Annotated in this window: 24 protein-coding genes; 19 read left to right on the top strand and 5 right to left on the bottom strand. The window is 46.6% G+C overall.

All coding sequences use genetic code 11. The features are described 5' to 3' along the window. Window positions 1-3 precede the first annotated feature (3 nt). The 3 genes from BTW01_RS14485 (at window position 4) to BTW01_RS14495 (ending at window position 3,369) form a co-directional block, all read left to right on the top strand. Entirely contained in the window at window positions 4-897 is an 894-nt protein-coding gene (locus BTW01_RS14485) for a PucR family transcriptional regulator (RefSeq protein ID WP_162103662.1), read from the top strand. 118 nt (window positions 898-1,015) lie between these two features. Continuing rightward, entirely contained in the window at window positions 1,016-2,113 is a 1,098-nt protein-coding gene (msmX, locus tag BTW01_RS14490; protein WP_162103663.1) for a maltodextrin ABC transporter ATP-binding protein MsmX, read from the top strand. 416 nt (window positions 2,114-2,529) lie between these two features. Next, window positions 2,530-3,369 carry a polysaccharide deacetylase family protein gene (locus BTW01_RS14495; RefSeq protein ID WP_162103664.1) on the top strand — a complete coding sequence of 280 codons (840 nt, stop codon included), beginning with the start codon at window positions 2,530-2,532 and terminating at the stop codon, window positions 3,367-3,369. A gap of 13 nt (window positions 3,370-3,382) precedes the next feature. On the opposite strand, the gene BTW01_RS14500 is transcribed toward BTW01_RS14495, so the two are convergent. From BTW01_RS14500 to cimH, 3 genes are all read right to left on the bottom strand, one after another. Further along, a complete protein-coding gene (locus BTW01_RS14500; protein WP_162103665.1) occupies window positions 3,383-3,574 on the bottom strand; it encodes a hypothetical protein in 192 nt (63 codons plus the stop codon). 57 nt (window positions 3,575-3,631) lie between these two features. After that, window positions 3,632-5,320 (bottom strand): M56 family metallopeptidase, encoded by a 1,689-nt coding sequence (locus BTW01_RS14505; protein WP_162103666.1) that lies wholly within the window; start codon window positions 5,318-5,320, stop codon window positions 3,632-3,634. A 123-nt stretch (window positions 5,321-5,443) separates the two neighbouring features. Next, window positions 5,444-6,796, bottom strand: a complete 1,353-nt coding sequence (gene cimH / locus BTW01_RS14510; RefSeq protein ID WP_162103667.1) for a citrate/malate transporter CimH — start codon at window positions 6,794-6,796, stop codon at window positions 5,444-5,446. A 560-nt stretch (window positions 6,797-7,356) separates the two neighbouring features. Here cimH and cydA point away from each other — a divergent pair. The 5 genes from cydA (at window position 7,357) to BTW01_RS14535 (ending at window position 14,105) form a co-directional block, all read left to right on the top strand. Continuing rightward, complete coding sequence (gene cydA, locus BTW01_RS14515; RefSeq protein WP_162103668.1) at window positions 7,357-8,763, top strand: cytochrome ubiquinol oxidase subunit I; 1,407 nt, start codon at window positions 7,357-7,359, stop codon at window positions 8,761-8,763. After that, entirely contained in the window at window positions 8,747-9,763 is a 1,017-nt protein-coding gene (gene cydB, locus BTW01_RS14520) for a cytochrome d ubiquinol oxidase subunit II (RefSeq protein WP_162103669.1), read from the top strand. Before cydA ends, cydB begins: the two co-directional genes overlap by 17 nt. Further along, window positions 9,763-11,466 carry a thiol reductant ABC exporter subunit CydD gene (gene cydD / locus BTW01_RS14525; protein ID WP_162103670.1) on the top strand — a complete coding sequence of 568 codons (1,704 nt, stop codon included), beginning with the start codon at window positions 9,763-9,765 and terminating at the stop codon, window positions 11,464-11,466. Before cydB ends, cydD begins: the two co-directional genes overlap by 1 nt. Beyond that, complete coding sequence (cydC, locus tag BTW01_RS14530) at window positions 11,463-13,190, top strand: thiol reductant ABC exporter subunit CydC (protein WP_162103679.1); 1,728 nt, start codon at window positions 11,463-11,465, stop codon at window positions 13,188-13,190. Before cydD ends, cydC begins: the two co-directional genes overlap by 4 nt. A gap of 84 nt (window positions 13,191-13,274) precedes the next feature. Next, the gene (locus BTW01_RS14535) at window positions 13,275-14,105 is read left to right on the top strand and encodes an NAD(P)H-hydrate dehydratase (protein WP_162103681.1); all 831 of its coding nucleotides are present in this window, start codon (window positions 13,275-13,277) and stop codon (window positions 14,103-14,105) included. Between the two features lie 13 nt (window positions 14,106-14,118). Here BTW01_RS14535 and BTW01_RS14540 read toward each other — a convergent pair whose 3' ends face one another. After that, entirely contained in the window at window positions 14,119-15,492 is a 1,374-nt protein-coding gene (locus tag BTW01_RS14540; RefSeq protein ID WP_162103682.1) for a cytosine permease, read from the bottom strand. Window positions 15,493-15,704: 212 nt separating this feature from the next. Between BTW01_RS14540 and sigY the strand changes: the two genes are divergently transcribed. Genes sigY through BTW01_RS14570 form a run of 6 tightly spaced genes read left to right on the top strand, consistent with a single transcriptional unit; the run spans window position 15,705 to window position 18,609 of the window. Beyond that, a complete protein-coding gene (sigY, locus tag BTW01_RS14545) occupies window positions 15,705-16,241 on the top strand; it encodes an RNA polymerase sigma factor SigY (RefSeq protein WP_162103685.1) in 537 nt (178 codons plus the stop codon). After that, entirely contained in the window at window positions 16,234-16,554 is a 321-nt protein-coding gene (locus BTW01_RS14550) for a YxlC family protein (RefSeq protein ID WP_162103688.1), read from the top strand. The genes sigY and BTW01_RS14550 overlap by 8 nt, the downstream gene beginning before the upstream one ends. Then, window positions 16,551-16,757, top strand: coding sequence for a sigma Y negative regulator YxlD (gene yxlD, locus BTW01_RS14555; protein ID WP_162103690.1), 207 nt, complete (start codon window positions 16,551-16,553; stop codon window positions 16,755-16,757). Before BTW01_RS14550 ends, yxlD begins: the two co-directional genes overlap by 4 nt. Beyond that, on the top strand, window positions 16,754-16,942 hold the full coding sequence (yxlE, locus tag BTW01_RS14560) for a sigma Y negative regulator YxlE (protein WP_162103693.1): 189 nt from the start codon (window positions 16,754-16,756) through the stop codon (window positions 16,940-16,942). The genes yxlD and yxlE overlap by 4 nt, the downstream gene beginning before the upstream one ends. Before the next feature lie 6 nt (window positions 16,943-16,948). Next, window positions 16,949-17,836 carry an ABC transporter ATP-binding protein gene (locus BTW01_RS14565; RefSeq protein ID WP_162103696.1) on the top strand — a complete coding sequence of 296 codons (888 nt, stop codon included), beginning with the start codon at window positions 16,949-16,951 and terminating at the stop codon, window positions 17,834-17,836. After that, a complete protein-coding gene (locus BTW01_RS14570) occupies window positions 17,833-18,609 on the top strand; it encodes an ABC transporter permease (RefSeq protein ID WP_162103698.1) in 777 nt (258 codons plus the stop codon). Before BTW01_RS14565 ends, BTW01_RS14570 begins: the two co-directional genes overlap by 4 nt. Window positions 18,610-18,862: 253 nt before the next feature. Here the strand turns inward: BTW01_RS14570 and katX are convergent, their stop codons facing one another. Then, window positions 18,863-20,506 (bottom strand): catalase KatX, encoded by a 1,644-nt coding sequence (gene katX, locus BTW01_RS14575; protein WP_162103701.1) that lies wholly within the window; start codon window positions 20,504-20,506, stop codon window positions 18,863-18,865. Between the two features lie 128 nt (window positions 20,507-20,634). Here katX and BTW01_RS14580 point away from each other — a divergent pair, with 128 nt between their 5' ends. The 5 genes from BTW01_RS14580 to licC all read left to right on the top strand — a co-directional run bounded on the left by BTW01_RS14580 (window position 20,635) and on the right by licC (window position 25,289). Continuing rightward, window positions 20,635-21,225 carry a DNA-3-methyladenine glycosylase gene (locus BTW01_RS14580; protein WP_162103704.1) on the top strand — a complete coding sequence of 197 codons (591 nt, stop codon included), beginning with the start codon at window positions 20,635-20,637 and terminating at the stop codon, window positions 21,223-21,225. A gap of 28 nt (window positions 21,226-21,253) precedes the next feature. Further along, on the top strand, window positions 21,254-21,388 hold the full coding sequence (locus tag BTW01_RS14585; protein ID WP_162103706.1) for a hypothetical protein: 135 nt from the start codon (window positions 21,254-21,256) through the stop codon (window positions 21,386-21,388). A gap of 165 nt (window positions 21,389-21,553) precedes the next feature. Continuing rightward, the gene (gene licR, locus BTW01_RS14590; protein WP_162103708.1) at window positions 21,554-23,473 is read left to right on the top strand and encodes a transcriptional regulator LicR; all 1,920 of its coding nucleotides are present in this window, start codon (window positions 21,554-21,556) and stop codon (window positions 23,471-23,473) included. Between the two features lie 133 nt (window positions 23,474-23,606). Next, window positions 23,607-23,915: a PTS lichenan transporter subunit IIB gene (gene licB / locus BTW01_RS14595; RefSeq protein ID WP_162103710.1), complete on the top strand. Its 309-nt coding sequence runs from the start codon at window positions 23,607-23,609 to the stop codon at window positions 23,913-23,915. Window positions 23,916-23,930: 15 nt separating this feature from the next. Further along, a complete protein-coding gene (gene licC, locus BTW01_RS14600) occupies window positions 23,931-25,289 on the top strand; it encodes a PTS lichenan transporter subunit IIC (protein WP_162103713.1) in 1,359 nt (452 codons plus the stop codon). Window positions 25,290-25,292 lie beyond the last annotated feature (3 nt).

The raw sequence follows: 25,292 nt of genomic DNA on the forward strand, positions 1-25,292 counted from the left end.
TCTATGAAATCGCTTCTGGCTGTATATCCCAGTTCGATTGTATCTGAGAAGCTTTGCGTAAAGGAAGACTGTCTATGCTTTTTTGATGAGAGCAGTCAGAGATATATCTCCATCCCGAAAACAGAGATCAGCGATAAAGAGGCCTTGCTGCTGCAGTCTTTTTTAACACCTGTGGATGGGGTCAATCAATTGTCTTTAAAGTCGCCGGAGGAAAACAAGTGGTTTGCGTTTCTTTTCTCTAAAGGAGGAGTGCCGGAGAGCATAAAAAAACGGACGAGATTTGTTCATTTTCATTTGCTCGGTAAAATAGAACGGACGTCCTTTGCGGAAGCAGTTCGCCATTTTTGGCCGGTGCCTTTTGTGATTGTGTGGATGCATGAGGACAGAGGCGTGGTTGTCGAGCAGGAAAGTGAAGCGGCAGCGGGCAAGGACGAACTAGAATCACTCGCTAAGGTTCTTGAGGGTGATTTCTACTCCAGTGTCCGTTTTTATGCCGGGAGATTTTATGAACCGGATGAGAGTCTGCGTAACCATTATGCCCGGGAACAGACGTATTTCTTATTTGCTGAAAAACGGCTGCCCCAGATGCAGAGTGTAACCTTTGAGATGATATTTCCTTTTTTATTATTAGAAACTGAAAAAGAAAAGCTTGAAACGCTGCTCTCTGAAGAAGCTGAGATTTTATTTGGAAATGAATCTGAGTTGAGGAAAACGATTAAGCTGTTCATTGAAAACAATTCAAATGTGACGTTAACGGCGAAAAAACTGCATCTGCATCGCAACAGTCTGCAATATCGGATTGATAAATTTATTGAGCGATCGGGGATAGACATTAAAACGTATAAAGGCTCACTGCTCGCCTATTTTATCTGCCTGCAAAGTGAAGCTTCAGAGTAAATTGGAAATATGCACGAAAAATAGCTGGTTGATTTTATGAAAGCTGCCTATTCCCGTGGTAGGAAAAGGTTGTTACACTCAATTCAGGAAAGCGTTTACATAAAAAGGGGGATGTGAAATGGCTGAATTGCGGATGGAGCACATTTATAAATACTATGATCAGAAGGAAGCGGCTGTTGACGACTTTAACCTTCATATTGACGATAAGGAATTTATCGTATTTGTCGGCCCGTCCGGCTGCGGGAAATCAACGACGCTGCGGATGGTCGCGGGCCTTGAAGAAATTTCGAAAGGTGATTTTTATATTGAAGGAAAACGGGTCAACGATGTGGCGCCAAAGGATAGGGACATCGCGATGGTATTTCAAAACTACGCGCTTTATCCCCATATGACGGTCTACGATAATATTGCATTCGGACTGAAGCTTCGAAAAATGCCAAAGCCAGAAATCAAGAAAAGGGTGGAAGAGGCCGCTAAAATTCTCGGGCTGGAGGACTATTTGCATCGCAAACCGAAAGCGCTTTCCGGAGGTCAGAGACAGCGGGTCGCACTAGGCCGTGCAATTGTGCGGGATGCAAAGGTGTTCCTGATGGATGAGCCTTTGTCGAATCTGGACGCAAAGCTGAGGGTGCAAATGCGGGCGGAAATTATTAAGCTCCATCAGAGGCTGCAAACCACAACAATTTACGTGACGCATGACCAGACAGAAGCGTTGACGATGGCGACACGAATCGTCGTTATGAAAGACGGGAAAATTCAGCAGATCGGGACGCCAAAGGAAGTATATGAATTCCCTGAAAACGTATTTGTCGGCGGTTTTATCGGCTCACCAGCGATGAATTTTTTCAAAGGGAAGCTGACGGACAGTGTCATCAAAATCGGTTCTGCGGCATTAACCGTGCCGGAAGGGAAAATGAAGGTGCTGCGGGAAAAAGGCTACATCGGCAAAGAGGTCATTTTCGGCATCCGTCCTGAAAATATTCATGATGAATTGATTGTCGTGGAATCGTATAAGGACTCTTCCATTACAGCGAAAATCAATGTCGCGGAGCTGCTCGGTTCTGAGATCATGATTTATTCGCAGATCGGCAGCCAAGACTTCATCGCACGGATTGACGCCCGTCTCGATATTCAATCAGGTGATGAACTGACGGTTGCGTTTGACATGAATAAAGGCCATTTCTTTGACAGTGAGACAGAAGTGAGAATTCGTTGAGTTCAAAACTCTCGAGTGCCCTTTTTGCGATTCACATAAAAAAAGGGGAGGTATGGTATGCGGATGGGAGAAGTCGTTTATGGTTTTTGCGTACGTGGTTTCTAAAAGGGTGACCACAAAAATCAGAATACAAGCAGAGCTAGCGGCTGCGAGGCGTAGGAAAACAGTGTTCCAATCATAGGTTTCATCACTGTGCTGCCTGTTAACATCTGGAAAATATTGAAAAGAGAGTGGTTTACGCGCTCTCTTTTTGTTCGGTTTCAAATCGATTCCTCTTTATATCATTTTTTATTGCAAGTAAACGATTCGATTTCTTCCGTATTCAATTATCATGTGTGTTTTAAAGTTGTTCTTGAAAATCCAATAAATCAACCGATGAAAAAGGAGGAAGAAATAGACAGAAAGCAGGGAATCGATTGAAACGTTTTATTCTAAGCATTTTTCTTTTAGGAAGCTGCTTGGCTCTCGCGGCTTGCGCTGATCAAGAGGCAAACACGGAGCCTCAGATGCCGAAAGCTGAACAAAAGAAACCGGAAAAAAAGGCAGTGCATGTTCAGAAAAAAGAAGACGATACGTCCGCATGGATCAAAACAGAGAAACCGGCAAAGCTGCCGATTTTGATGTACCATAGCATTTCCTCTGGAAACAGCCTCCGTGTCCCGAAGGAAGAGTTCGAAGCGCATATGAAGTGGCTTCACGAAAACGGCTATCGGACATTAACGCCCAAAGAAGCGTACCTCATGCTGACACAGGATAAAAAGCCGAGTGAGAAATGCGTATTGATTACATTGGATGACGGATACACCGACAATTATCAAGATGCGTATCCAGTGCTAAAAAAGTACGGAATGAAGGCGACAATTTTTATGATAGGCAAATCGATTGGACATAAAAATCATCTGACAGAGAAGCAAATGAAGGAAATGGCGAAGCATGGCGTATCGATTGAAAGCCATACGATTGACCATCTTGAGCTGAATGGGTTAACGCCTGAACAGCAGCATAGTGAGATGGATGATTCGAAAAAACTGTTTGATCAGATGTTTCATCAGCAAACTTCTATCATCAGCTATCCGGTAGGGCGCTACAATGAGGAGACGCTGAAGGCCGCCAAAGATACGGGCTATCAAATGGGCGTGACGACAGAACCAGGCGCGGCATCGAGAGACCAAGGAATGCATGCTCTCCATCGCGTACGCGTGTCGCCGGGCATGTCGGGTGCGTCTTTTGGTGCGTATATCGAATCAATGAAATGAAAAAAGGCGGCGCTCAATCGCCGCCCCCGCAGCCGGAATCGCTGAAACCTCCGTCACTGCCGCATCCATCATGATGCGAGCCGTTGTCTGAATAACCGAAAAACCCGCTATCCGCTTGCTGACGGCTTCTATTTTTCGAAGGCTGCGGCTGAATGATGTAAAGAAAAACAATAATAGAGATAATCAATAAAATGATCACCATCACTTCTCATCACTCCCTTGTTTCACCATATTTGTTATACGGGTCAAACGCTGATCGGTTTCATTTCAAAGAGACGGACTCTTTCAGCCGGTCTCTGAGCCAGCGCTTTACTACTCCCTGGCCTCTGTTAGACAATAATGTGCTGACACGCCAATACATAGGGGGATGAGGAGCGAACTGAAAATCAATTAATCTGAAAAACCAGCTTTTATCGCGTGTGAGAGAGTCGATGGTAAGCTCGTCCTCGTCTGCTTCAGAGCTGTAAGCGCTTCGTTTTTGTGTATCCTCATCCTGCCGAACCGCCAAGATCCTCAAGGCCTCGGCCATTTGTTTGTACCCGCCTTCCAGCATTGATGCGCCAAGGTTGTCAGCACGAACCTCCATCCACTGTGAACAAAAGGATTGATAGAGCTGAAATAGGATGATGATGGCCATAATGAAAACCCAAAGTGTCACTTTGTGAGCCTGCGGATGGGTGATATGCTGCTCAATGAGGAGGATGATCCCCACGACGGCTCCGAGATATAGAAAACGCAAAAGTTGTGATGACAGAACATCGCGTTTTTTAATATGAATTGCCTCATGGGCCAGAATGCCTTCGATAACATGCAGCGGAAGGGTTAGGGTAGCGCTCGTCAAAATAACCATTGACCTTCCGACATTCATGCCCACTGCCATTCCGTTGTAATCTTCACTCTCCGTTTCATATATGCGGACATGGGAAATGCCGGCCTTGCGAAAAATCTTGTCGGCCGCTGCCTGTACGTGCGGCTGATGACAAGGCTTGGCATCCATTGCCGCCCGCAGCACACGGTCTGACAGATACATGTTGAATACCCAGTACAGCATCACAGCACCAGCCATGATCCATGGAGAGGCATGTAGTGCGTATAAAGCAAGCACCAATAACCCATATGCTGATACGCCTTTTACGCTGACAGCAAAATACAGCTTCCCAAGCAGCCGCTTCACATTTTTTCTATGATAAAACGGCAAAACAGAAATCACAGTGTTCTCGTTGTTTTCTGAATCGATGTATTCGCCGAAGATTGCTTTCCATCTTTGCGGTTCTTTTACCGTCAGAAATAGTGTTTCACCAGGAAAAGACAGTTTGATGACTTGCTGAAAGCTTGTTGTCAGATCTAAACGGGATGAATACATTGTCAAAAGCGGATGGAGCTTTAAAAGATCAACCGTAGATTCAAGCTGAATGTCTTTCAAATCAGAAAGCGGGTATGTACGGGTTTCATAACGAGAGCTGATGTGCAATGTTTCTAAGGAAGCTGAATACATAACGTTCGCACTAAAAACATTCCATATTCGTTTCACCAGTGCCCCTCCGCCGGAAATCATGCCGAAAAGGATCACATATTTGAGGGGGCTTGGGTCAGGCCCATAGATGAAAAAAATAACGGCGCCCGCAAACACGACGGCTGTCAGTGTGATGTCTGACAGGAGGCGTGTTTTGTTTCTGGCAAGCTCGACTTCCTCCCAATCCCCGGAAGGTTTTGCTGCCTGCTCTGAAACAGTGAGATCCATTGCGGTCCAGTAGCAGGTGAACATGATCGCAATCGAGATAATACCGTCCATAAATGATTGATGAGAGAAGATGTAAACAGCAGCGCCGATCCACAGAACAATATCAATCCAAAAGTCTATGGCCGGAATGAGTTTTGCTGCGAGGGCTGATATAAAATAAAGTCCCAGCCCGAGAATCGCAAAAAGAAATAGATGTGTTCCCATAGGCATGCCAGAGTCCTTTCTATCTAGTATTTCCAACTATTACTATAGCATGATGCGGGAAGTTGGAAAAACACTGACATGCAAAAAAAGCAAGTTCTTCCGATTTGCGAAGAACTTGCTTGAGGTGTCTCAATAAAATAGATGCAGCAGCAATAAGGTTAAGGACACTGTAATCGCTCCCCCGATTCGGGTGGATACCTGGGCGAATGGCATTAATTCAAGCCTTTCTGCGGCGCTTAAAATAGCGACGTCCCCGGTGCCGCCTTGTCCTGAATGGCACGCATTGATAATAGCGGTTTCAATCGGGTACATGTTCAGCCATTTTCCGGTGAAAAAGCCGACGACCATCATGGTTATAACGACAGACAAAATCGTAATAATATTGCTGATATTAAAGGCGGCGATAAGCTTGTCCCACGGCGTCATGGATACTCCGATTGCAAAGAGCAGCGGATAGGTCACAGCAGTTGAAAAGAAGCGGGACACTCCAAATGCGCCATTTTCGATTGAGGCAGGCGCCAATCTGAACAGCTTAATCAGGACAGCCAGCAACAGCATCGCAACAGGTGCGGGGAAACTGAAAAAGTCGTGAGCGAGCATGCCAACTAAGTATAAAGAGACTGCAAGAATTCCGCCTGACGCAAATAAAGAAAGGTTGAACATTTGCTGTCCGCTTTGTGATTTCTGCAGCGCAGGGGACTCTTGTTCTGACCGATCCACTTTACCGTTGCCTGTCCATTCCGGTTTTTTCTTTCCAATTCTATTCAGCAAACCCGCTAGAATGATCGCGCACAGGCTGCCTAGCATAATTGACGGCAGAACAAGGGCGAACGCTTCTCCTTGAGACATAGGCATGATGTCAGAATAGCCGATCGACAGCGGGATAGCGCCTTCTCCGACACCGCCAGCCATGATAGGAATGACGATGTACAGCAGTGTGTGCTGGAATCCGAGCCCAAGAATTGTGCCGACAGCCAGACCGACAAGAGCAGCCGCGACAGAACCGGCAATAAGCGGAATAAAGATTTTCATGAATGCTTTTATGAGTGTTTCTCTTTTCATGCCGAGGATGCTTCCGACGACAATCCCGGCGATAAATAAGTATAGAAAGTTTGAGTTTTCTGTAAATTCTGTGGTGGATTTGACGATATCATTAGGCAGCAGGTGATAGTAGACGACAGCGGACGGAATAAAAGTAGCTAGGATGGCAGGGCCGCCGATTGAACGAACAATCGGTATCGATTTGCCGATTTGGGCAAAGGTAAACCCGAAAAATGCCATAACGGCAATGGATGTCAAAATGTCGCTTTTTACATTGTGATGCATAACAAATACGGTGATTAATATAAACAGCAAGACATACACAGGAAGCGGTATGATGCCTACTTTTATATTCATGGCTTTGGCAAACACATTTTCTTTTCGAAATCCTTTATAAATTGTATCCGTTTGCAACTGCACTTGTGTTTGAAGCTCTTCCATTGAAAAACCTCCCCCTATTCTTGATGCATTGAATTGTTCACTACGTTAATCATACTGAAAAATTCAAATAATGGATATATTAAAAATGTACTATTCAGCTTGTCACAACTTTTCGGTTCACCAGGAAAGAGACAATCTGACTAAAATCGGCCTATGACAGAGTAATGAGAAATGAACACAAGAGCCTGCCAAGCATTTTATTCGCAAGAAACAATGTGTTGATGTACGATAAAAAAGGGTCATTTATCCTAGCGTCCGCCATAAATCAGCAACAAAACAGACAACAATCCGTCACATCATTTAGGTCTTTTTAATTATTTTGGGCTTTCTTTTTAAAATAAATCGTTGTAAAGTACTTAATATGAACCAGTTAAAGAATGTGTCATTTGGTCAGTCTGGCAATCTAGCATCATATGGAATGGCTTTTTGACATGTTTGTGAAATATTGAGCAATATATTTTTTTCGTCTATTTTGTGAATTACTGATCAAAGTATCCGGTTTTATATGTGAAGTAGTGAGCAAAGTAAATGCAGTTTCAACGGGAAATGGAGGAGAAAGCATGAGTGAATTGGTATTAGCCCGCATTCAATTTGCATCAACAACGTTGTTTCACTTCTTGTTCGTGCCGATGTCTATCGGGCTTGTGTTTATGGTTGCGTTGATGGAGACTCTTTATCTTGTGAAGAAAAATGAGCTGTACCTCAAGATGGCAAAGTTTTGGGGACACTTATTTTTAATAAATTTCGCTGTCGGTGTTGTAACGGGGATTTTGCAAGAATTCCAGTTTGGACTGAATTGGTCTGATTATTCTCGTTTTGTCGGAGATGTATTTGGCGCTCCGCTAGCGATTGAAGCATTATTGGCATTTTTTATGGAATCTATTTTTATCGGATTATGGATTTTCGGATGGGATCGCCTGCCGAAAAAAATTCACGCTCTCTGCATTTGGCTCGTGTCATTCGGAACGATTATGTCGTCTTTCTGGATTTTAACAGCGAACTCCTTTATGCAGGAGCCGGTCGGCTTTACAATCAAAAACGGCCGCGCGGAAATGAATGACTTTGCCGCGCTGATTACAAACCCGCAGCTTTGGGTTGAATTCCCGCACGTCATTTTTGGGGCGCTTGCGACAGGGGCTTTCTTTATCGCCGGAGTGAGTGCTTTTAAACTATTGAAGAAAAAAGAAGTGCCGTTCTTTAAACAATCTTTTAAAATCGCAATGATCGTCGGCCTTTGTGCCGGTCTCGGCGTCGGCCTGAGCGGACACATGCAGGCTGAGCATTTAATGGAATCACAGCCGATGAAAATGGCTGCCAGTGAAGGCTTATGGGAAGACAGCGGTGACCCTGCTGCTTGGACCGCTTTTGCTACGATCGATACAAAAAATGAAAAAAGCTCAAATGAAATCGAAGTTCCTTATGCTTTGAGTTACTTGGCTTATCAGAAATTCAGCGGAAGTGTCAAAGGGATGAAAACACTTCAGGCTGAGTATGAAAAAACATACGGAAAAGGTGACTACATTCCGCCCGTAAAAACGACATTCTGGAGCTTCCGCATCATGGTTGGCGCAGGTGTTGTCATGATTCTTGCTGCGTTAGGCGGGCTTTGGTTAAACCGCCGCAAAAAGCTTGAAACGAGCAAATGGTATTTGCGCATCATGATCGCATTGATTTCCTTCCCGTTTATCGCGAACTCTGCGGGCTGGGTTATGACGGAAATCGGACGTCAGCCGTGGACAGTCATGGGCTTGATGACAACTGCTCAATCTGTGTCGCCTAACGTAACGGCAGGCTCATTGTTATTCTCAATTATCGCCTTCGGTGTCATGTATATGATTCTGGGTGCACTGCTTGTCTTCTTGTTCATCCGTGAAATTAAAAAAGGTGCAGATCATAGTGATCATCATGATGTTCCTGTATCAACAGACCCATTTAGTCAGGAGGTATACCATGGCATCTCTTCATGATCTTTGGTTTATACTCGTTGCTGTATTGTTTGTAGGATTTTTCTTTTTGGAAGGCTTTGATTTCGGTGTCGGCATGGCGACACGTTTTCTTGGCCATAATGAATTAGAACGCAGAGTGCTGATCAATACGATCGGACCGTTTTGGGACGCAAATGAAGTATGGCTTTTGACTGGTGCAGGCGCCATTTTCGCAGCGTTTCCGAACTGGTATGCAACGATGCTGAGCGGTTATTACATTCCGTTTGTCGTTGTGCTGCTTGCGTTAATGGGCCGCGGGGTCGCGTTTGAGTTCCGCGGCAAGGTCGAACATTTAAAATGGGTAAAGGTTTGGGACTGGGTTGTTTTCTTCGGCAGTCTGATTCCCCCGTTTGTGCTTGGTGTGCTGTTCACGACATTATTCAGAGGAATGCCGATTGATGCCGATATGAACATTCACGCACATCTAGCCGATTATATAAATGTATACTCTGTACTTGGCGGTGTGACCGTAACACTTCTTTGCTTCCAGCATGGATTAATGTTTATCACGCTGCGCACGATTGGTGATTTGCAAAAACGCGCCCGAAAAATGGCGCAAAAGATAATGAGTGTTGTTTTTGTGGCGGTTCTTGCCTTCGCGGCTCTTTCTGCCTATCAGACAGACATGTTTACTCGCCGCGGCGAGATTACCATCCCGCTCGTTATTTTGATCGTCATCTGCTTTATGCTTGCAGCTGTATTTATCCGTAAGAAAAAAGACGGCTGGACATTTGGGATGACAGGCGCAGGGCTGGCGCTGACTGTAGGAATGATCTTTATTTCCTTATTCCCTCGGGTCATGGTCAGTTCGCTGCAAAGCGCGTACGATTTAACAGTAGCTAACGCTTCTTCCGGGGATTATTCGCTTAAAGTGATGTCAATTGCAGCATTAACGCTATTGCCGTTTGTCATCGGCAGTCAGATCTGGAGCTACTACGTCTTCCGGAAGCGCGTCAGTCATAAGGAGCCTATGACTTATTAATGGGAAAAGACCTGTTTCGATATAAAGGAATGAAGCGGATTCTCACTGTGATTATTTGTTTAACGCTAATTCAGACAGCCGCGATTATTATGCAGGCAGAGTGGCTGAGTAAAGCCGTAACCGGGCTGTTCAACGGGAAGAGTATAGCCTCCCTGTTCCCGGTGATCGGCTTTTTCCTCATCGCTTTTGTCGCACGGCACGCGGTGACGGTGGCGCGCCAGAAAATGGTCTATCAATATGCCGCCCGGACAGGGGCCGATTTGAGAAGAAGTTTTCTTGATCAGCTGTTCCGGTTAGGCCCTCGCTTTGCTAAGAAAGAGGGAACGGGGCAAATGGTGACGCTGGCGATGGAAGGCATCAGCCAGTTCCGCCGCTACTTGGAGCTGTTTCTCCCGAAAATGGTCAGCATGGCCATTGTGCCTGCGGCGGTTGTCATTTATGTGTTCTTTCAGGACCGGACATCAGCTGTCATCTTAGTCGCTGCTTTGCCGATTCTGATCATCTTTATGATTCTCCTCGGCCTTGTCGCACAGAGAAAGGCGGATCGTCAGTGGAAATCCTATCAGAGACTTTCCAACCATTTTGTTGATTCTCTTCGCGGGCTGGAGACATTGCGTTTCCTAGGTTTGAGCAAGTCGCACAGCAAAAATATTTTCTACGTGAGTGAGCGATATCGCAAAGCAATGATGAGCACGCTTCGAGTGGCATTTTTATCTTCCTTTGCACTCGATTTTTTTACAATGCTGTCGGTGGCGACAGTCGCAGTATTTTTGGGCCTGCGTCTCATTGAAGGAGATATTTTGCTTGGTCCCGCTTTAACGGCGCTTATTCTCGCGCCTGAATATTTTCTGCCAGTACGGGAAGTGGGGAATGATTATCATGCAACGCTGAACGGGCAGGAAGCAGGCAAAGCTATTCAAGAGATTTTGTCGCAGCCTGGCTTTAAAGAAGAAGCGCCGCTTCAGCTTGGGGCATGGTCTAATCGAGATGAGTTGAAGCTGTCAGGCGTGTCAGTCGGCCGATCGGTGTCCGATATTGATCTATCATTCAAAGGGAAGAAAAAAATCGGCATCATCGGAGCAAGCGGTGCCGGAAAATCAACATTAATTGATATTCTCGGCGGTTTTTTGGAACCAAATGGCGGTACGATAGAAGTTAATGGTTCAGGCAGGTCCCATTTGCAGGACGGCAGCTGGCAGAAAAACCTTCTCTATATCCCGCAGCATCCGTACATTTTTGATGATACGCTGGCGAACAACATTCGCTTTTATCATCCAAGCGCTTCTGCTGAGGATACAGCCCACGCCGCTGCCGCGGCGGGGCTGACGGAGATGATGGACAAGCTTCCGAATGGGTTAGAGGGACGAATTGGGGAAGGCGGCCGGGCGCTCAGCGGCGGCCAGGCGCAGCGTGTCGCACTTGCCCGCGCCTTTTTGGGAAACCGCCCGATTCTGCTGCTGGATGAGCCGACTGCCCACCTTGATATCGAAACAGAATATGAAATAAAAGAAACGATGCTGGATTTATTTGAGGATAAGCTCGTCTTTCTCGCGACTCACCGCCTTCACTGGATGCTCGATATGGACGAAATTATCGTGCTGGATGGGGGCAGGGTTACGGAAATCGGGACTCACGATGAATTGCTGAAGAAAAATGGTGTGTATACCAAACTCGTGGAGGCACAACTGGGGGAAAGAGCATGAAGAAAGAAGAATGGATTCTGCCGTATATCAAGCAAAATGCCCGTCTGTTCGTTCTGGTCATCTTTTTGGGTGCGGTGACGATTTTTTCTGCTGCTTTTCTTATGTTCACCTCAGGATTTTTGATCTCTAAGGCGGCGACAAGACCGGAGAATATTCTCCTCATTTATGTGCCGATTGTCGCTGTGCGCACCTTTGGGATTGCGCGGTCTGTGTCACGATATGTGGAACGCCTCGTTGGGCACCATATTATTTTGAAAATCGTGTCCGACATGCGTGTCCGTCTTTACAACATGCTTGAGCCAGGCGCCTTGATGCTGCGTTCCCGTTTTCGCACAGGAGATATGCTCGGCATTTTGTCTGAGGATATTGAGCATTTGCAGGATGCCTTCTTAAAAACGATTTTTCCTGCTGTTTCTGCCTTGCTTCTGTACGCTGTTTCTGTGATTGCGCTCGGGTTCTTCTCATGGCCGTTTGCTATATTGCTTGCGCTTTATTTATTTGTTCTTGTGGTGCTGTTTCCGATTGTGTCTTTGCTTGTCACAAGGGCCAAAAATGCGAAGCTGAAAAGCGGGCGTAATATGCTGTACAGTCGTCTGACAGATGCTGTGATGGGTGTCAGCGACTGGATGTTCAGCGGCCGCCGTCATGCATTTATTGATTCCTATGAAAAAGAGGAACATGATTGGTTTGAGCTTGAACGGAAAAAGCAACACTTTATCAGGTGGCGGGACTTTGCTGCACAATGTCTTGTCGCCGGTCTTATTTTGATGATGCTGTTTTGGACGGCGGGTCAGCATGCAGACGGCGGCCTTGCTAAAACAATGATTGCTGCTTTTGTTCTTGTGGTCTTCCCGCTGACGGAAGCCTTTCTTCCTCTTTCAGATGCTTTGGGCGAAGTGCCCGGCTATCAGGATTCCATCAGACGAATGAATAGAGTGGCTGCTCAGCCGGAGGCATCACAACCGGAATTAGCAGCTGAAGCATTAGATCTTCAAGATGTCACACTGTCATTTCACGATGTGACGTTTTCTTATGATGACAGCAGCTGGGTGCTGCACAATTTTTCCTTCACTCTGCGCCAAGGGGAAAAAATGGCGCTGCTCGGCCGAAGCGGGTCTGGAAAATCAACCTCGCTCGCTTTAATTGAAGGCGTCCTGAAACCTGATGCAGGATTTGTGACGTTAAACGGAGTAGAGACAGCGCTGTTAAAGGATCAGATTGCTGACGCGGTGGCTGTGTTAAACCAAAAGCCGCATCTGTTCGATACAAGCATTCTGAACAACATCAGGCTTGGAAACGGAGAGGCAAGCGACGAAGATGTGCGCCGCGCCGCAAAACAGGTGAAGCTGCATGACTATATTGAATCACTGCCTGACGGCTATCATACCTCCGTTCAAGAAACCGGCATCCGGTTTTCCGGAGGAGAGCGCCAGCGAATCGCACTCGCTCGGATTTTGCTGCAGGATACGCCGATCATCATCCTTGATGAGCCGACAGTCGGCCTCGACCCTATCACTGAACGCGAGCTGATGGAAACGGTGTTTGAAGTGTTGAAAGGAAAAACGATCTTATGGATTACGCATCACCTCGCAGGAGTGGAAGCGGCCGATAAAATCGTGTTTCTTGAAAATGGAAAAACAGAAATGGAAGGAACGCATGAGGAACTGCTGGCAGGAAATGAACGATATCGCCGCCTGTATCATCTTGATGTTCCTGTAAAATAAAAGACAGCCCTTCAGGCTGTCTTTTTTGTTTGAAATAGAAAAGGTACAGGAAAAATAGGAAGAGAAAACAGAGGAGGGATAGAGATGAATGTTCCAGTCTGGAGTGAAGAGCATGTGAGGGCATCACTCCCTGAAAGAAAGGCGGAGAGCCATAAAGGTACATTCGGTACAGCTTTGCTGCTGGCGGGAAGCGACGACATGCCGGGCGCGTCGATTCTTGCGGGGCTTGGGGCGATGCGCAGCGGTCTCGGAAAGCTGGTCATTGGTACATCTGAAAGCGTGATCCCGCTGATTGTGCCTGTTCTGCCTGAGGCGACCTATTGGCGTGACGGCTGGAAAAAAACGGCTGATTCTCAGCTTGAAGAGGCGTACCGAGCCATCGCCATTGGACCGGGTCTGCCGCAAACCGAAAGCGTACAGCAGGCAGTTGATCATGTTCTTGCGGCGGATTGCCCCGTCATTTTGGATGCCGGAGCGCTGGTAAAGCGCACATACCCGAAACGAGAGGCGCCCATTATCCTCACACCGCACCCGGGTGAGTTTTCTCGCATGACGGGGGTGCCGGTGAAAGAATTACAAAACAAAAGAGCAGAATACGCGAAGGAATGGGCGGCTCAGCTGCAAGCTGTCATTGTATTAAAGGGAAATCAAACCGTTATCGCGTTTCCCGACGGTGATTGCTGGCTTAACCAAACTGGAAGCGGGGCACTCGCCAAGGGCGGAACCGGTGATACGCTGACGGGCATGATATTGGGCATGCTCTGCTGTCATCATGATCCGAAACACGCGATATTAAACGCAGTCTATCTGCACGGTGTGTGCGCTGAGCTTTGGACGGATGAGCATTCCGCTCATACGCTGCTCGCACACGAGCTTTCTGACATGCTGCCTCGCGTATGGAAACGATTTGAATGATAAAAAGCTGTCTTCATAGAGAAGACAGCTTTTCTTGATAGCCCGCCTGTTTTTTCAGACGAGGTTTCATTAATACATAGTAAAGCACAGAAGGCACGGCCAAGCCGACAATCCATGCGATGTCTCCGCCCCCAAACATTTTGGCCAGCGGCCCAATGTAAAAGGACGTATTGATAAACGGAATTTCTAGCAAGATGGACAGGACGAACGCAATCGTGGTAATCCAATTGACCTTTCCGTACGGCCCGTTCATATCGAACATGGCTTTGACTTGATAGCTCCCGTGGCGAACGAAGTAGTAATCGACTAAATTGATTGCCGTCCAAGGAATTAAGAAGTAGCTGATGAAAAAGATAAAATTCAAAAACAGCTCCATAAAATTACTTTGCCCGAGAAGGCTTAAAACTGTACCGACAAGCGTGACGCCGAGGATCATGATGATTCTGACGTTGGGCGTGACCTTTAGCTTCAGAAACGGCTCCAGCGTTGTTGTCGTCGACATGAAAGCGCCATACAGGTTAAAGACATTGATCGCCATTTGTCCAAATAACACAATGATCAGCATAATGAACGAGAAGGGTCCGAACAACTGCACAATCTGGCTGCCTGAGTTTGCTGTAAAGTCAGGCAGTGCTGTTGTCAGCAAAGCACCGAGCAGCATCATCCAGATGGAGCTGACAGATGTACCTGCATAGCTGTACCAAAATGTTTTAGACGCTGATGTTTTAATTGGCAGATATCTTGAATAATCGGCAACATACGGTGCATAGGCAAGCTGCCATGTTGCGACTGCGCTGACTGCCACTAAGAAAACTGGCAGATTAATCGCACCGGGAATCCAGCTGCCTGCCGGGATCGGCAGTTGAAAAATGAGTATTGTTGCAGCAAAAAACACAGCAAAAGAGGTCCAAGAAAGGATTTTTTGCATTTTGTGAATTAAATCATGGCCAAAAATCGTGAGTAAAAAACATACGGCGCTTAAGCCTATAATGCTCCATGAGCCCGGGATGGGGATAAAGCTGCTTAAGGTTCCAGCCGCCAGAATCGTGCTGCTTGCGAAGAAACCAAGGTAGATAAACATAACTAAGAAGAGGGGAAGAATCGCTCCGATTACGCCGAATTGGGCACGGCTTTGAATCATTTGCGGGATGCCGAGCTGAGGGCCTTGCGCGGAATGAGAAGCCATAAATATGGCACCGATTAAGGTTCCGCAAATAATAGCGGCAACACTCCAAAATAGATTAAGTCCCATTGCAACGGGAATCGTACCGGTCACCAACGTTGTGATATGCATATTAGCCCCGAACCATACGGGAAATAAATCTTTTGCTTTACCATGTCTTTCTTCATTCGGAATATATTCAATCGTTCGCCTTTCTACTTTCAATGCATTGTCCTCCATATTGGATGTTATTTTCAAATCGACATAAAGTCATAGCTTAACAGACTATAAGGGGGTTTACAAATGCAGATGTACAGCCAAACGGCCGTGGAGATTGATCTGTCAATGGGTTGAAAAGAATTGTAAAAAAGCTGAACGCTTTTGAATCCGGTGTCGTCTCATAAGACAGAAGAACAAAAAAAGGGGGATCGCGGCCATTGGATGCATATGAAGAACAGCAGCTGATTCAGCAGGCGAAAGAGGGAAACGACGAGGCGTTTACAGCCCTTTTCCATTATCATTATTCATTTTTATATAAATACTTGTTAAAGCTTTCCCTCCATCCAGATCTCAGCGAGGAACTTGTTCAGGAAACCTTTCTGAAAGGGTACATTCACTTAGGAAGCTTCCAGGGCCGTTCCAAATTCTCCACCTGGCTGATCTCCATTGCATCGAGACTCTACCTTGATTACCAGAAAAAGAGAAAGAGAGAATGGAAACGGAATCAGACGGTTGCGGAGGAAACAATCCGCAAGATCAAGTGGGACGTCTCGGTTAAAGGAGAAGAATGGAGCGAAACGCTCGATCTGTTTTCGATGCTTGACCCTAAAATGCGCACACCGGTTTTATTAAGGCATTACTACGGCTATACCTACGCCGAAATCGGGCTGATGCTGCGGATTAAAGAAGGCACTGTGAAGTCCAGAGTTCATAAAGGGCTTAGGCAAATCAGAAAGGAGTGGAACGATGAATAAAGAACAGCTTTCTCATCATTTAAAATCAGAATGGCAGAAAATAGATCAAGCAGCCAATCCTTCTGTACCCGATCAAAAAGAACTGCTCCGCCAACTGTTACAAATGAGAGCTGAACGAAGAAAAAAACTGCTGAAAGAGATCATCTTATTTGTACTTTGCGCCATGATGGTTGTGAGTGCGGCAATTCTAGCGTTCACTCAGGCTTTCACTGTATTTATTGTGCTTCAGGTTTGTGTGCTTACGGTATTACCGATTTTGATTATTGCTGAGAAAAAAAGAAATCTCGGCGAATGCGAGGTGGAGCGCCGATGACACAAACAGAAATTGTCGGGGTTGTGGTGGCTTATCTTATCGTATTGGCACAGGGAATCTTTTTGTTTATTGATGCCAAAAAACGGGATCGCATGGCATGGGTTTGGGGGATTGTCGGATTGATTCAAGCACCGATGCCGATCATTTGCTATTACTTTTTTGTCATTAAACCGGACCGGCAGAAAAGGGGGATTAAGCCATGAATATTTCTTGGGAAATGATTTTGCCGCTGATTGTATTACAGTTGGTTTTGGCAGTGTTTGCGCTTATCAGCTGTATAAAGGAAGAGCGGACAAACGGGCCAAAGTGGATGTGGGCAGCGGTCATTGTGTGTATCAATATTATTGGACCGATTTTATTTTTTACCGTCGGCAGAAAGCAAAGGTGATCGGGCATGCTGTCTATTGAGTCATTATACAAATCGTACCGGCACCATCAAGCTGTAGAAAATATCAGTTTTCATGTGAATGAAAACGAGTGTGTCGCACTATTAGGACCAAATGGAGCCGGTAAAACCACAACGCTGCAAATGCTGGCCGGGCTGCTTTCACCAACTTCTGGAACAATCAAGATGTTAGGAGAGAAAAAAATCGATCGGCGTTTGATTGGCTACCTCCCGCAGTATCCGGCTTTCTATTCGTGGATGACGGCAGCCGAATTTTTAACATTTGCGGGGAGACTGTCCGGTCTTTCGAAGAAAAAGTGCCAAGAGGAGATCGGAAGGATGCTGGAATTCGTTGGTTTGCAGGAAGCAGCGCATACCAGAATCGGCAGTTATTCAGGCGGCATGAAACAAAGACTTGGGCTGGTACAGGCGCTGCTCCATAAGCCGAAGCTGCTGATTTTGGATGAACCGGTGTCTGCTCTTGACCCGTCTGGACGGTTCGAAGTGCTGGAGATGATGCGGGAGCTGAAGAAGCATATGGCTGTTCTGTTTTCTACCCATGTTTTGCACGATGCGGAGCAAGTGTGTGATCAAGTGGTCATCATGAAAGACGGGAAGGTTTCATGGAATGGCGAGTTACAGCAGCTAAAAAAACAGCATCAAACGAATGTATTTATCCTTGCTGTAAAAGAAAAGCTTAAGGGCTGGCTTGAAGAGCAGCCTTATGTCTCAGCTATTGTCTATATCAATCCGTCTCAAGCTGTTTTTGAGCTGCCGGGTATACAAGATGGCCGGACATTGCTGAGTGATTGTATCCGTGCAGGATTGACCATCACTCGGTTTGAACAGAAAACGGAATCTCTTGAAGACGTCTATTTAAAGGTGGTGCACGCATGAAGGTAACGATGACATTATTGCAGAAAGAATGGCTGGAAGGGTGGAAGAGCGGCAAGCTGATCTGGCTGCCGATTGCGATGATGATTGTAGGACTGACACAGCCGCTGACCATTTATTATCTGCCGGAAATCATTGAACACGGAGGAAACCTTCCTGACGGCATGAAAATCAGTTTTACGACGCCTTCCGGACCTGAAGTGATGGTCAGCACGCTTTCTCAATTCAACACGCTGGGCATGGCTCTGGTCATCTTTAGTGTAATGGGGAGCGTGGCGAATGAAAGAAACCAAGGGATAACGTCACTGATCATGTCGCGGCCTGTGAGGGCAGTCCATTATATAATGAGCAAATGGCTCATCCAAAGCGTGATTGGGATCGTATCGTTTGCAGCTGGATACGGACTTGCTTATTATTACGTCCGGCTGCTGTTTGAGCACACATCATTCAGCCATTTTGCCGAAAGTCTTGGCCTCTACGCTCTTTGGATCATGTTTATCGTAACTGCCGGCCTTGCCGGAAGCACGATGTTTCGATCTTTAGGAGCAGCCGCGGCTTTTGGAATTGGGCTGACAGCTGCCGTTTCCTTTGTTGCCTCGCTATTTCCTGAGGGTGCGAAGTGGCTTCCTGCTGAGCTTTGCAAGCAGGCAGAGCATATCCTTCTTCACGGAGAAAGGGCGGATTATTTCGGGTGGTCACTCGCATTTTCCATTTTGTGTATTCTGCTTCTGGCCATGTTTTCTGTGTGGCGCTTTCGGCGGTATGAAAGCTATTAATTGTTCGTTTTGACACGTTTGTGCGAGCAACATATGAAAGGCGGCGAATACCGGATGCCGGCTGCATCGCATGAAAAGTGCAAATATTCTTACAGGATTGAAAACCAAAAACAAAATACCATACATAACAAACGGCGCGATCGAAAGGAATGATGTTCTGCTGTAAGGCCATCATTTCTCTCAGCCTTCCTGTGGAAAGTGCTGCAATACTGGAAAAAAACAGGACTTAAACAAACGCCCTGTTTCCTGCTTGTTAATACGGATCAGACGGGTGACTTTCCTGTTCAGCCTGCTTTGCGGCCTGTTCAGTCTTAGTTGTGCCGATCGGTCCGTTGTTGTTGGTTTCGGAGACTTTTTTCAATCCTTCCGCTACGCGTTTTCCGTAGTCAGGGTCAGCTTTTGTAAAGTTCTCAATCATTTGGTCTTGGATTTCCTTTTGACATGTGGAAAGCGTATTCACCAGGTTTGTGATCAATTCGTTTCGTTCAAACTCAGTGAATCTCCGGTACGTCTCCCCGGCTTGTCCAAAGTTGTTCGTTCTGTCGATCGCTTCACGCTTTACATCACCTTCGACATGGGGCGTATGATCTTTTCCGTCCTGCTTCGCTTCCTTCAGCCCGCCTGTAATGGAAGGTTCGTAGTTGACGTGCGGGTTTTGTCCTTCTGCTCTATCCATCCGGTACAGCATTTGCCCGCCTTCCTGGTTGGTGGCAACATGTTTTTTCGGCGAGTTGATCGGAAGCTGCAAGTAATTGGCACCTACACGGTAGCGCTGCGTATCAGAATAGGCAAACGTCCGCCCCTGAAGCAGTTTGTCATCTGAAAAATCAAGCCCGTCGACAAGCACACCCGTTCCGAATGAGGCTTGCTCCACTTCCGCATGGTAGTTTTCCGGATTTTTGTTAAGAACCAATTTACCGATCGGCTTCCATGGGAAATCGTCTTTATACCAAAGCTTTGTCGGATCAAGCGGATCAAAGTCCAGTTCAGGATGAGCGTCATCGCTCATGATCTGGGCATACACTTCCCATTCTGGATAATCGCCATTTTCTATCGCGTCATATAAATCCTGTGTTGCATGGTTAAAGTTTTTCCCTTGGATCTCTTCTGCTTCCTTCTGTGTCAGGTTGCGGATCCCCTGCTTCGGTTCGAAGTGGTATTTCACGAGAACAGCTTTGCCTTCCTCATTCACCCACCTATAAGCGTGTACACCGGAGCCTTGCATTTGCCGGTAGTTGGCCGGTATGCCCCAAGGTGAAAACAAGAAGGTAATCATATGTGTCGCTTCGGGAGACTGAGAAATGAAGTCGAAAATACGTTCACCGTCTTGGATGTTGGTCACTGGATCAGGCTGAAATGCGTGCACAAGATCTGGGAATTTCAGCGGGTCGCGGATAAAAAAGATTTTCAAGTTGTTCCCGACCAAATCCCAGTTTCCATCTTCGGTATAAAGCTTAATGGCAAAACCGCGCGGGTCTCTCAACGTTTCAGGTGAGTGTTTTCCGTGATTCACAGTAGAAAAACGGACAAATGCAGGCGTTTTTTTGCCTTTTTCCTGAAAAAGCTTGGCGCGGGTGTACTTTGAAATTGGCTCGTCTCCAAAGCTTCCATACGTTTCAAAATATCCGTGTGCACCCGCTCCCCTTGCATGTACAACCCGCTCAGGAATACGCTCGCGGTCAAAGTGGCTGATTTTTTCGAGAAAATCATAGTTCTCAAGTGTTGTAGGCCCTCTATTCCCGACTGTTCTCACATTTTGGTTGTCAGTTACAGGATGCCCTTGTCTGTTCGTTAAGGTATCCTCTGACTCGTTTTTCCCTGATGTCTTATGAGAAAGCGCATCCTCGCTGCCCTGTGCATTTGTTCCGTGATGTTTTTTCCGATGATCATCTTTCATTCGTTGACCCTCCTTTTTTGAACGGTAACAATATGCCCTGAATGAAAAGTTTTTAAAACCGCCGTTTTTTTTCAGCTGCTTCGGGAATGGTACAATGTACAAAAAACGGTAAAAGGAGAGGTCGATTCGTGACGAGAGAAATAAAGCCGATGCCGATCACGTTTTATCAAAAAAGCGCTCTTGAGCTTGCCCCGTCGCTTCTCGGCTGCCTTCTAGTAAAAGAAACAGACGAAGGCACAGCGTCAGGTTATATTGTGGAAACAGAGGCCTACATGGGTGCCGAAGATAGAGCGGCTCACAGCTTTAACAACCGCCGTACGAAGCGGACAGAGATTATGTTTGCAGAAGCTGGGCGGGTGTATACATATGTGATGCACACTCATACATTGCTGAATGTTGTTGCCGCAGAAACAGATGTCCCGCAAGCGGTATTAATCAGAGCGATTGAGCCGCATGAAGGTCAGCTGTTAATGGAGGAGAGAAGGACAGGCCGCCGTCCGAGAGAATGGACAAACGGGCCCGGAAAGCTGACGAAAGCGCTTGGCGTCACGATGAATGACTACGGACGCTGGATCACGGAACAGCCGCTTTATATTGAAAGCGGGTATACACCGGAAGACATCTCAACCGGCCCGCGCATCGGCATCGACAATAGCGGAGAGGCGCGCGATTATCCGTGGCGTTTCTGGGTGACGGGAAACAGGTACGTCTCGCGTTAGCATGTTTAAACAAAAGGCAATCAGGGGAATGGTTGAGAAAAAAGAAGGGAGAATCGGAGCTTTGAAAAAAATGATTAAAACCGTTATCAAGTGGGCGCCGATCATATATCCGATTGTTCGAAAAATCATGAAGGATCGCAAGGTGTCCAAAACAGCCGGCTGAGCCGGCTGTTTTTTTATTATGGGTAATTTTCCCTCTCGTCCCGCCGATGTTCATTGACTTGAAATTCTCCCCATTATAGAATTTATATACATTTCGTATTCCTTCTCGATCCTTTCTGCCTATTCATTTGATCCGTGCATTTCTACTTGATAGGAGGTTTTTCTCATGCTTCATGGGCGACTTCGTGATATTCTGCGCTTGTTGATGGCGGCTGAAGCCCCGGTGACAAGCTCGTTTTTTGCTGCGCAATTAAACGTGACGACGCGGACAGTCCGCAATGACATAAAGGAACTGCAAAGCGTGCTGAGCAGTCATGGCGCCTTTGTCCAATCGGTAAGAGGCTCCGGTTACAAACTCCGCATTCATGACGAGCAGACATTCAGAATGCTTTTGCAAGATGTGTTTCAGCAAAAAAAAGGCCTGCCGGTGCTGCCGGAGGAGAGAATGGCCTATCTTTTGAAAAGGCTGCTGCTGGCTGAGCATTATCTCAAGCTTGATGAACTGGCTGAAGAACTGTATATCTCAAAATCCACACTCCAAGCCGATTTAAAAGAAGTGAAGAAACGGCTGCTTCCTTACCGCATCGTTATGGAAACACGTCCGAATTATGGCTTTAAGCTGCGCGGGGACGAGGTGCAGATGAGGTATTGTATGGCGGAGTACATCGTCGATGAAAGAGAAACAGAGCTTGATATTCTGAATGAAAAGGCTGATATTTTGCCAACTAAAGAAATCGACATCATCCGTTCCGCCATCCTGACAAAAATCAAAAACGACCGCATTCCTCTGTCCAGCTTAGGTCTGAATAACCTCATCATACATATCGCTATCGCCTGTAAACGGATTAGAACGGAAAACTATGTATCTCTTTTCCCGGAAGATATGGATCATATCCTGCATCAAAAAGAATATCAGGCTGCTGAAGCCATTGTAAAAGAGCTGGAATCAGCGTTAGCTGTTACATTTCCGAAAGACGAGACGGCCTATATCGCTATGCATCTCCTCGGCACAAAACGAGTGACACAGCTGCAATGCGGGGAGAACTCATTTTCAATAGACAAAGAAACTGATCAGCTAATATTAACGATGATGGAAGCTGTTGATCGAGAACTGAAGTTTGGCATTCTGCATGACAACGAGCTGAAAATCGGCTTGGCTTTGCATGTGAAGCCGGCGATCAGCCGCAACCGATACGGCATGAACCTGCGAAACCCAATGCTGGCAGCAATCAAGGAACATTATCCTCTCGCTTTTGAAGCTGGAATCATTGCGGGAATAGTCATAAAGGAACAAACGGGTATCGATATTCATGAAAATGAAATTGGGTATTTAGCTCTCCACTTCGGTGCCGCCATTGAACGAAAAAAAACAGAAAGCCCGCCGAAGCGCTGTATCATTGTGTGCGCATCTGGTGCCGGGAGCGCTCAGCTGCTGCGCGAAAAACTCCGCTCCCATTTCGGCAAGCGGCTCGATATTTTAGGAACCGCTGAGTATTATAGTCTTGACCAAATGTCCTTTGAATCGATTGATTTGATCCTCAGCACCATCCCAATCAAAAAAGCTCTCCCTGTACCAGTGCTGAAGGTCAATACACTCTTGGGCGGCACCGACTTTGTAAAAATTGAATCCATCTTAAGTGACGAAAAAGCAAAAGCGGCCCGCTATCTAAAAGAAGAACTTGTTTTTTTTCAGAAGGATATGCGCTCAAAAGAAGAAGTGATTCAGTTTTTAGGGCAAAAAGCGGTTAATTCCGGCTATGCCAATCACGACATCATAGATTCAATTTTTGAAAGAGAAGACATGTCGCCAACGTGCTTTGGCAATCTTGTTGCCATTCCGCACCCGCTCGTCCCGCAGACAAAAACAACATTTTGGACCGTCTGTACGTTAAAAAAACCGATAGATTGGGAGAATCAGCGTGTTCAATTTGTCTGTTTGCTCTGTGTCGAAAAGGAGAACAAAGCGGATTTGCAAAACATGTATAAACTACTAGGCAGCATTTTGGACGATCCGGCAGCCGTGAACCAGCTGATCAAAAGCCGTTCGTATCAAGAACTTTTAGAGGTGTTTGACCAAAATCGTTAAGCGGACAGTCTGTATATACCTTTTTTCCGTTTCTTGCGGAAAAACCTTGAGTGTTTATGAAAGCGATTTCATAATATGATGATATTAACAGCAGGACTTAACAAAATTGATTAAACTCTAGGGGGTCTTTTACATGAATATATTACTCGTTTGTGCAGCAGGTATGTCTACAAGTTTACTGGTGAGCAAAATGGAAAAAAGTGCGCAGGAACAAGGGAAAGAATATACCATTTGGGCAGTTTCAGGCGATTCTGTACAGAATCATATCGATAAAGCGGATGTGCTGCTTCTCGGCCCGCAAGTCCGTTACATGCTTCCGCAGCTGAAAAAATTAGGAGAGACAAAGGGGGTTCCGGTAGACGTTATCAATTCCGTCCATTATGGCACGTGCAACGGGGCGGAAGTGCTGAAATCAGCTGAACTGCTTGGACAGGTGTCGTAGAGAGGGGCGGGCTATGTGAATAAAATCAATCAATTCTTAGAAGAAAAGGTCATGCCTATAGCGGGGAAAATTGCGGGCCAGCGCCATTTGCAGGCGCTTCGTGACGGTATCATTCTCACGATGCCGCTCATTATCATCGGTTCCTTTTTCCTCATCATCGGCAACCTCCCGATACCGGGATATGCTGAATTTATGGCAAAAACGTTTGGCAGTTCATGGTCTGAAAAGCTGGCTTATCCAGTCGACGCTACCTTTGAAATTATGGGCCTTGTCGCCGCGTTCGGCATCGCCTACCGGCTCGCCGAGAAATACGGCGTTGATGCCCTGTCAGCCGGAGCCATTTCACTTGCAGCATTTCTGTTGGCAACACCTTATCAAGTGCCGTTTATACCAGACGGTACGACGAAAGAAATCATGGTCGGCGGCGGAATTCCGCTCTCGCTGATGGGAAGCAAAGGCCTGTTTGTCGCCATGATTATCGCGATGGTGTCGACTGAGATTTACCGACTCATTATCCAGCGCAACTTGGTTTTCAAAATGCCGGATGGCGTTCCCCCGGCAGTCAGTAAATCATTTGTCGCGTTAATTCCCGGCTTTGCCGTCATCTTTCTGATTTGGGCAGCCCGGCTTCTTGTGGAAGCAACACCGTTTGAGAGTCTTCATAACATTGTAAGCGTTTTACTGGGGACCCCGCTTTCCATTCTTGGCGGAAGCCTCGGAGGAAGCCTTGTTGCAGAAGCTGTCAAAATGCTTTTATGGGCCTGCGGTCTTCACGGCGCAAACATTGTCGGCGGCGTCATGGCACCGATTTGGTACGGCGCTATGGATATCAACCGGATCGCCTTCCAAGCCGGTGAGGAGCTGCCGAAGATTTTTACCCAGCAGTTTTTCGATATCTGGGTCAATATCGGTGGAAGCGGCGCTACCTTGGCACTGGTTGTCACGATGTTTCTGCGCGCACGAAGCAAACAAATGAAGCAGCTCGGAAAGCTTGCGATCGGCCCGGCCGTCTTTAATATTAATGAACCGATTATTTTCGGAATGCCAATCGTTATGAACCCGATGCTTTTGCTTCCGTTTCTCATCACCCCGCTTGTCGCAGTGGTCCTTACTTACATCGGGATGAGCACCGGCCTTGTTGCTAAGCCGGCGGGGATCGCGGTTCCGTGGACCATGCCGCCGATCTTTTCAGGCTATCTGGCGACAGGAGGGAAGGTCTCAGGTGCGGTTATGCAAGTCATTAATATCGCCGTATCCTTTGTCGTCTACTACCCGTTCTTTAGAATGTGGGATAAACAGAAGCTGAAAGAAGAAAACGATCTAGAGCTGGTTCAAACGCCTGCAGCATCAGATGACAAAGAAGCGGCTTTATAGAGA

The organism is Bacillus sp. SKDU12, assembly GCF_010093085.1.
Classification (GTDB): domain Bacteria; phylum Bacillota; class Bacilli; order Bacillales; family Bacillaceae; genus Bacillus; species Bacillus mexicanus.

Excerpts from the sequence above, each read along its gene's own strand:
- BTW01_RS14570 (WP_162103698.1), top strand. The coding sequence starts at position 17,833 with ATGAAGGTAACGATGACATTATTGCAGAAAGAATGGCTGGAAGGGTGG.
- BTW01_RS14485 (WP_162103662.1), top strand. The coding sequence starts at position 4 with ATGAAATCGCTTCTGGCTGTATATCCCAGTTCGATTGTATCTGAGAAG.
- BTW01_RS14550 (WP_162103688.1), top strand. The coding sequence starts at position 16,234 with ATGAATAAAGAACAGCTTTCTCATCATTTAAAATCAGAATGGCAGAAA.
- licR (WP_162103708.1), top strand. The coding sequence starts at position 21,554 with ATGCTTCATGGGCGACTTCGTGATATTCTGCGCTTGTTGATGGCGGCT.
- cydD (WP_162103670.1), top strand. The coding sequence starts at position 9,763 with ATGGGAAAAGACCTGTTTCGATATAAAGGAATGAAGCGGATTCTCACT.
- cydA (WP_162103668.1), top strand. The coding sequence starts at position 7,357 with ATGAGTGAATTGGTATTAGCCCGCATTCAATTTGCATCAACAACGTTG.
- cydC (WP_162103679.1), top strand. The coding sequence starts at position 11,463 with ATGAAGAAAGAAGAATGGATTCTGCCGTATATCAAGCAAAATGCCCGT.
- licB (WP_162103710.1), top strand. The coding sequence starts at position 23,607 with ATGAATATATTACTCGTTTGTGCAGCAGGTATGTCTACAAGTTTACTG.
- cydB (WP_162103669.1), top strand. The coding sequence starts at position 8,747 with ATGGCATCTCTTCATGATCTTTGGTTTATACTCGTTGCTGTATTGTTT.
- msmX (WP_162103663.1), top strand. The coding sequence starts at position 1,016 with ATGGCTGAATTGCGGATGGAGCACATTTATAAATACTATGATCAGAAG.
- BTW01_RS14505 (WP_162103666.1), bottom strand. The coding sequence starts at position 5,320 with ATGCCTATGGGAACACATCTATTTCTTTTTGCGATTCTCGGGCTGGGA.
- BTW01_RS14585 (WP_162103706.1), top strand. The coding sequence starts at position 21,254 with ATGGTTGAGAAAAAAGAAGGGAGAATCGGAGCTTTGAAAAAAATGATT.
- BTW01_RS14535 (WP_162103681.1), top strand. The coding sequence starts at position 13,275 with ATGAATGTTCCAGTCTGGAGTGAAGAGCATGTGAGGGCATCACTCCCT.
- katX (WP_162103701.1), bottom strand. The coding sequence starts at position 20,506 with ATGAAAGATGATCATCGGAAAAAACATCACGGAACAAATGCACAGGGC.
- yxlE (WP_162103693.1), top strand. The coding sequence starts at position 16,754 with ATGAATATTTCTTGGGAAATGATTTTGCCGCTGATTGTATTACAGTTG.
- BTW01_RS14565 (WP_162103696.1), top strand. The coding sequence starts at position 16,949 with ATGCTGTCTATTGAGTCATTATACAAATCGTACCGGCACCATCAAGCT.
- cimH (WP_162103667.1), bottom strand. The coding sequence starts at position 6,796 with ATGGAAGAGCTTCAAACACAAGTGCAGTTGCAAACGGATACAATTTAT.
- yxlD (WP_162103690.1), top strand. The coding sequence starts at position 16,551 with ATGACACAAACAGAAATTGTCGGGGTTGTGGTGGCTTATCTTATCGTA.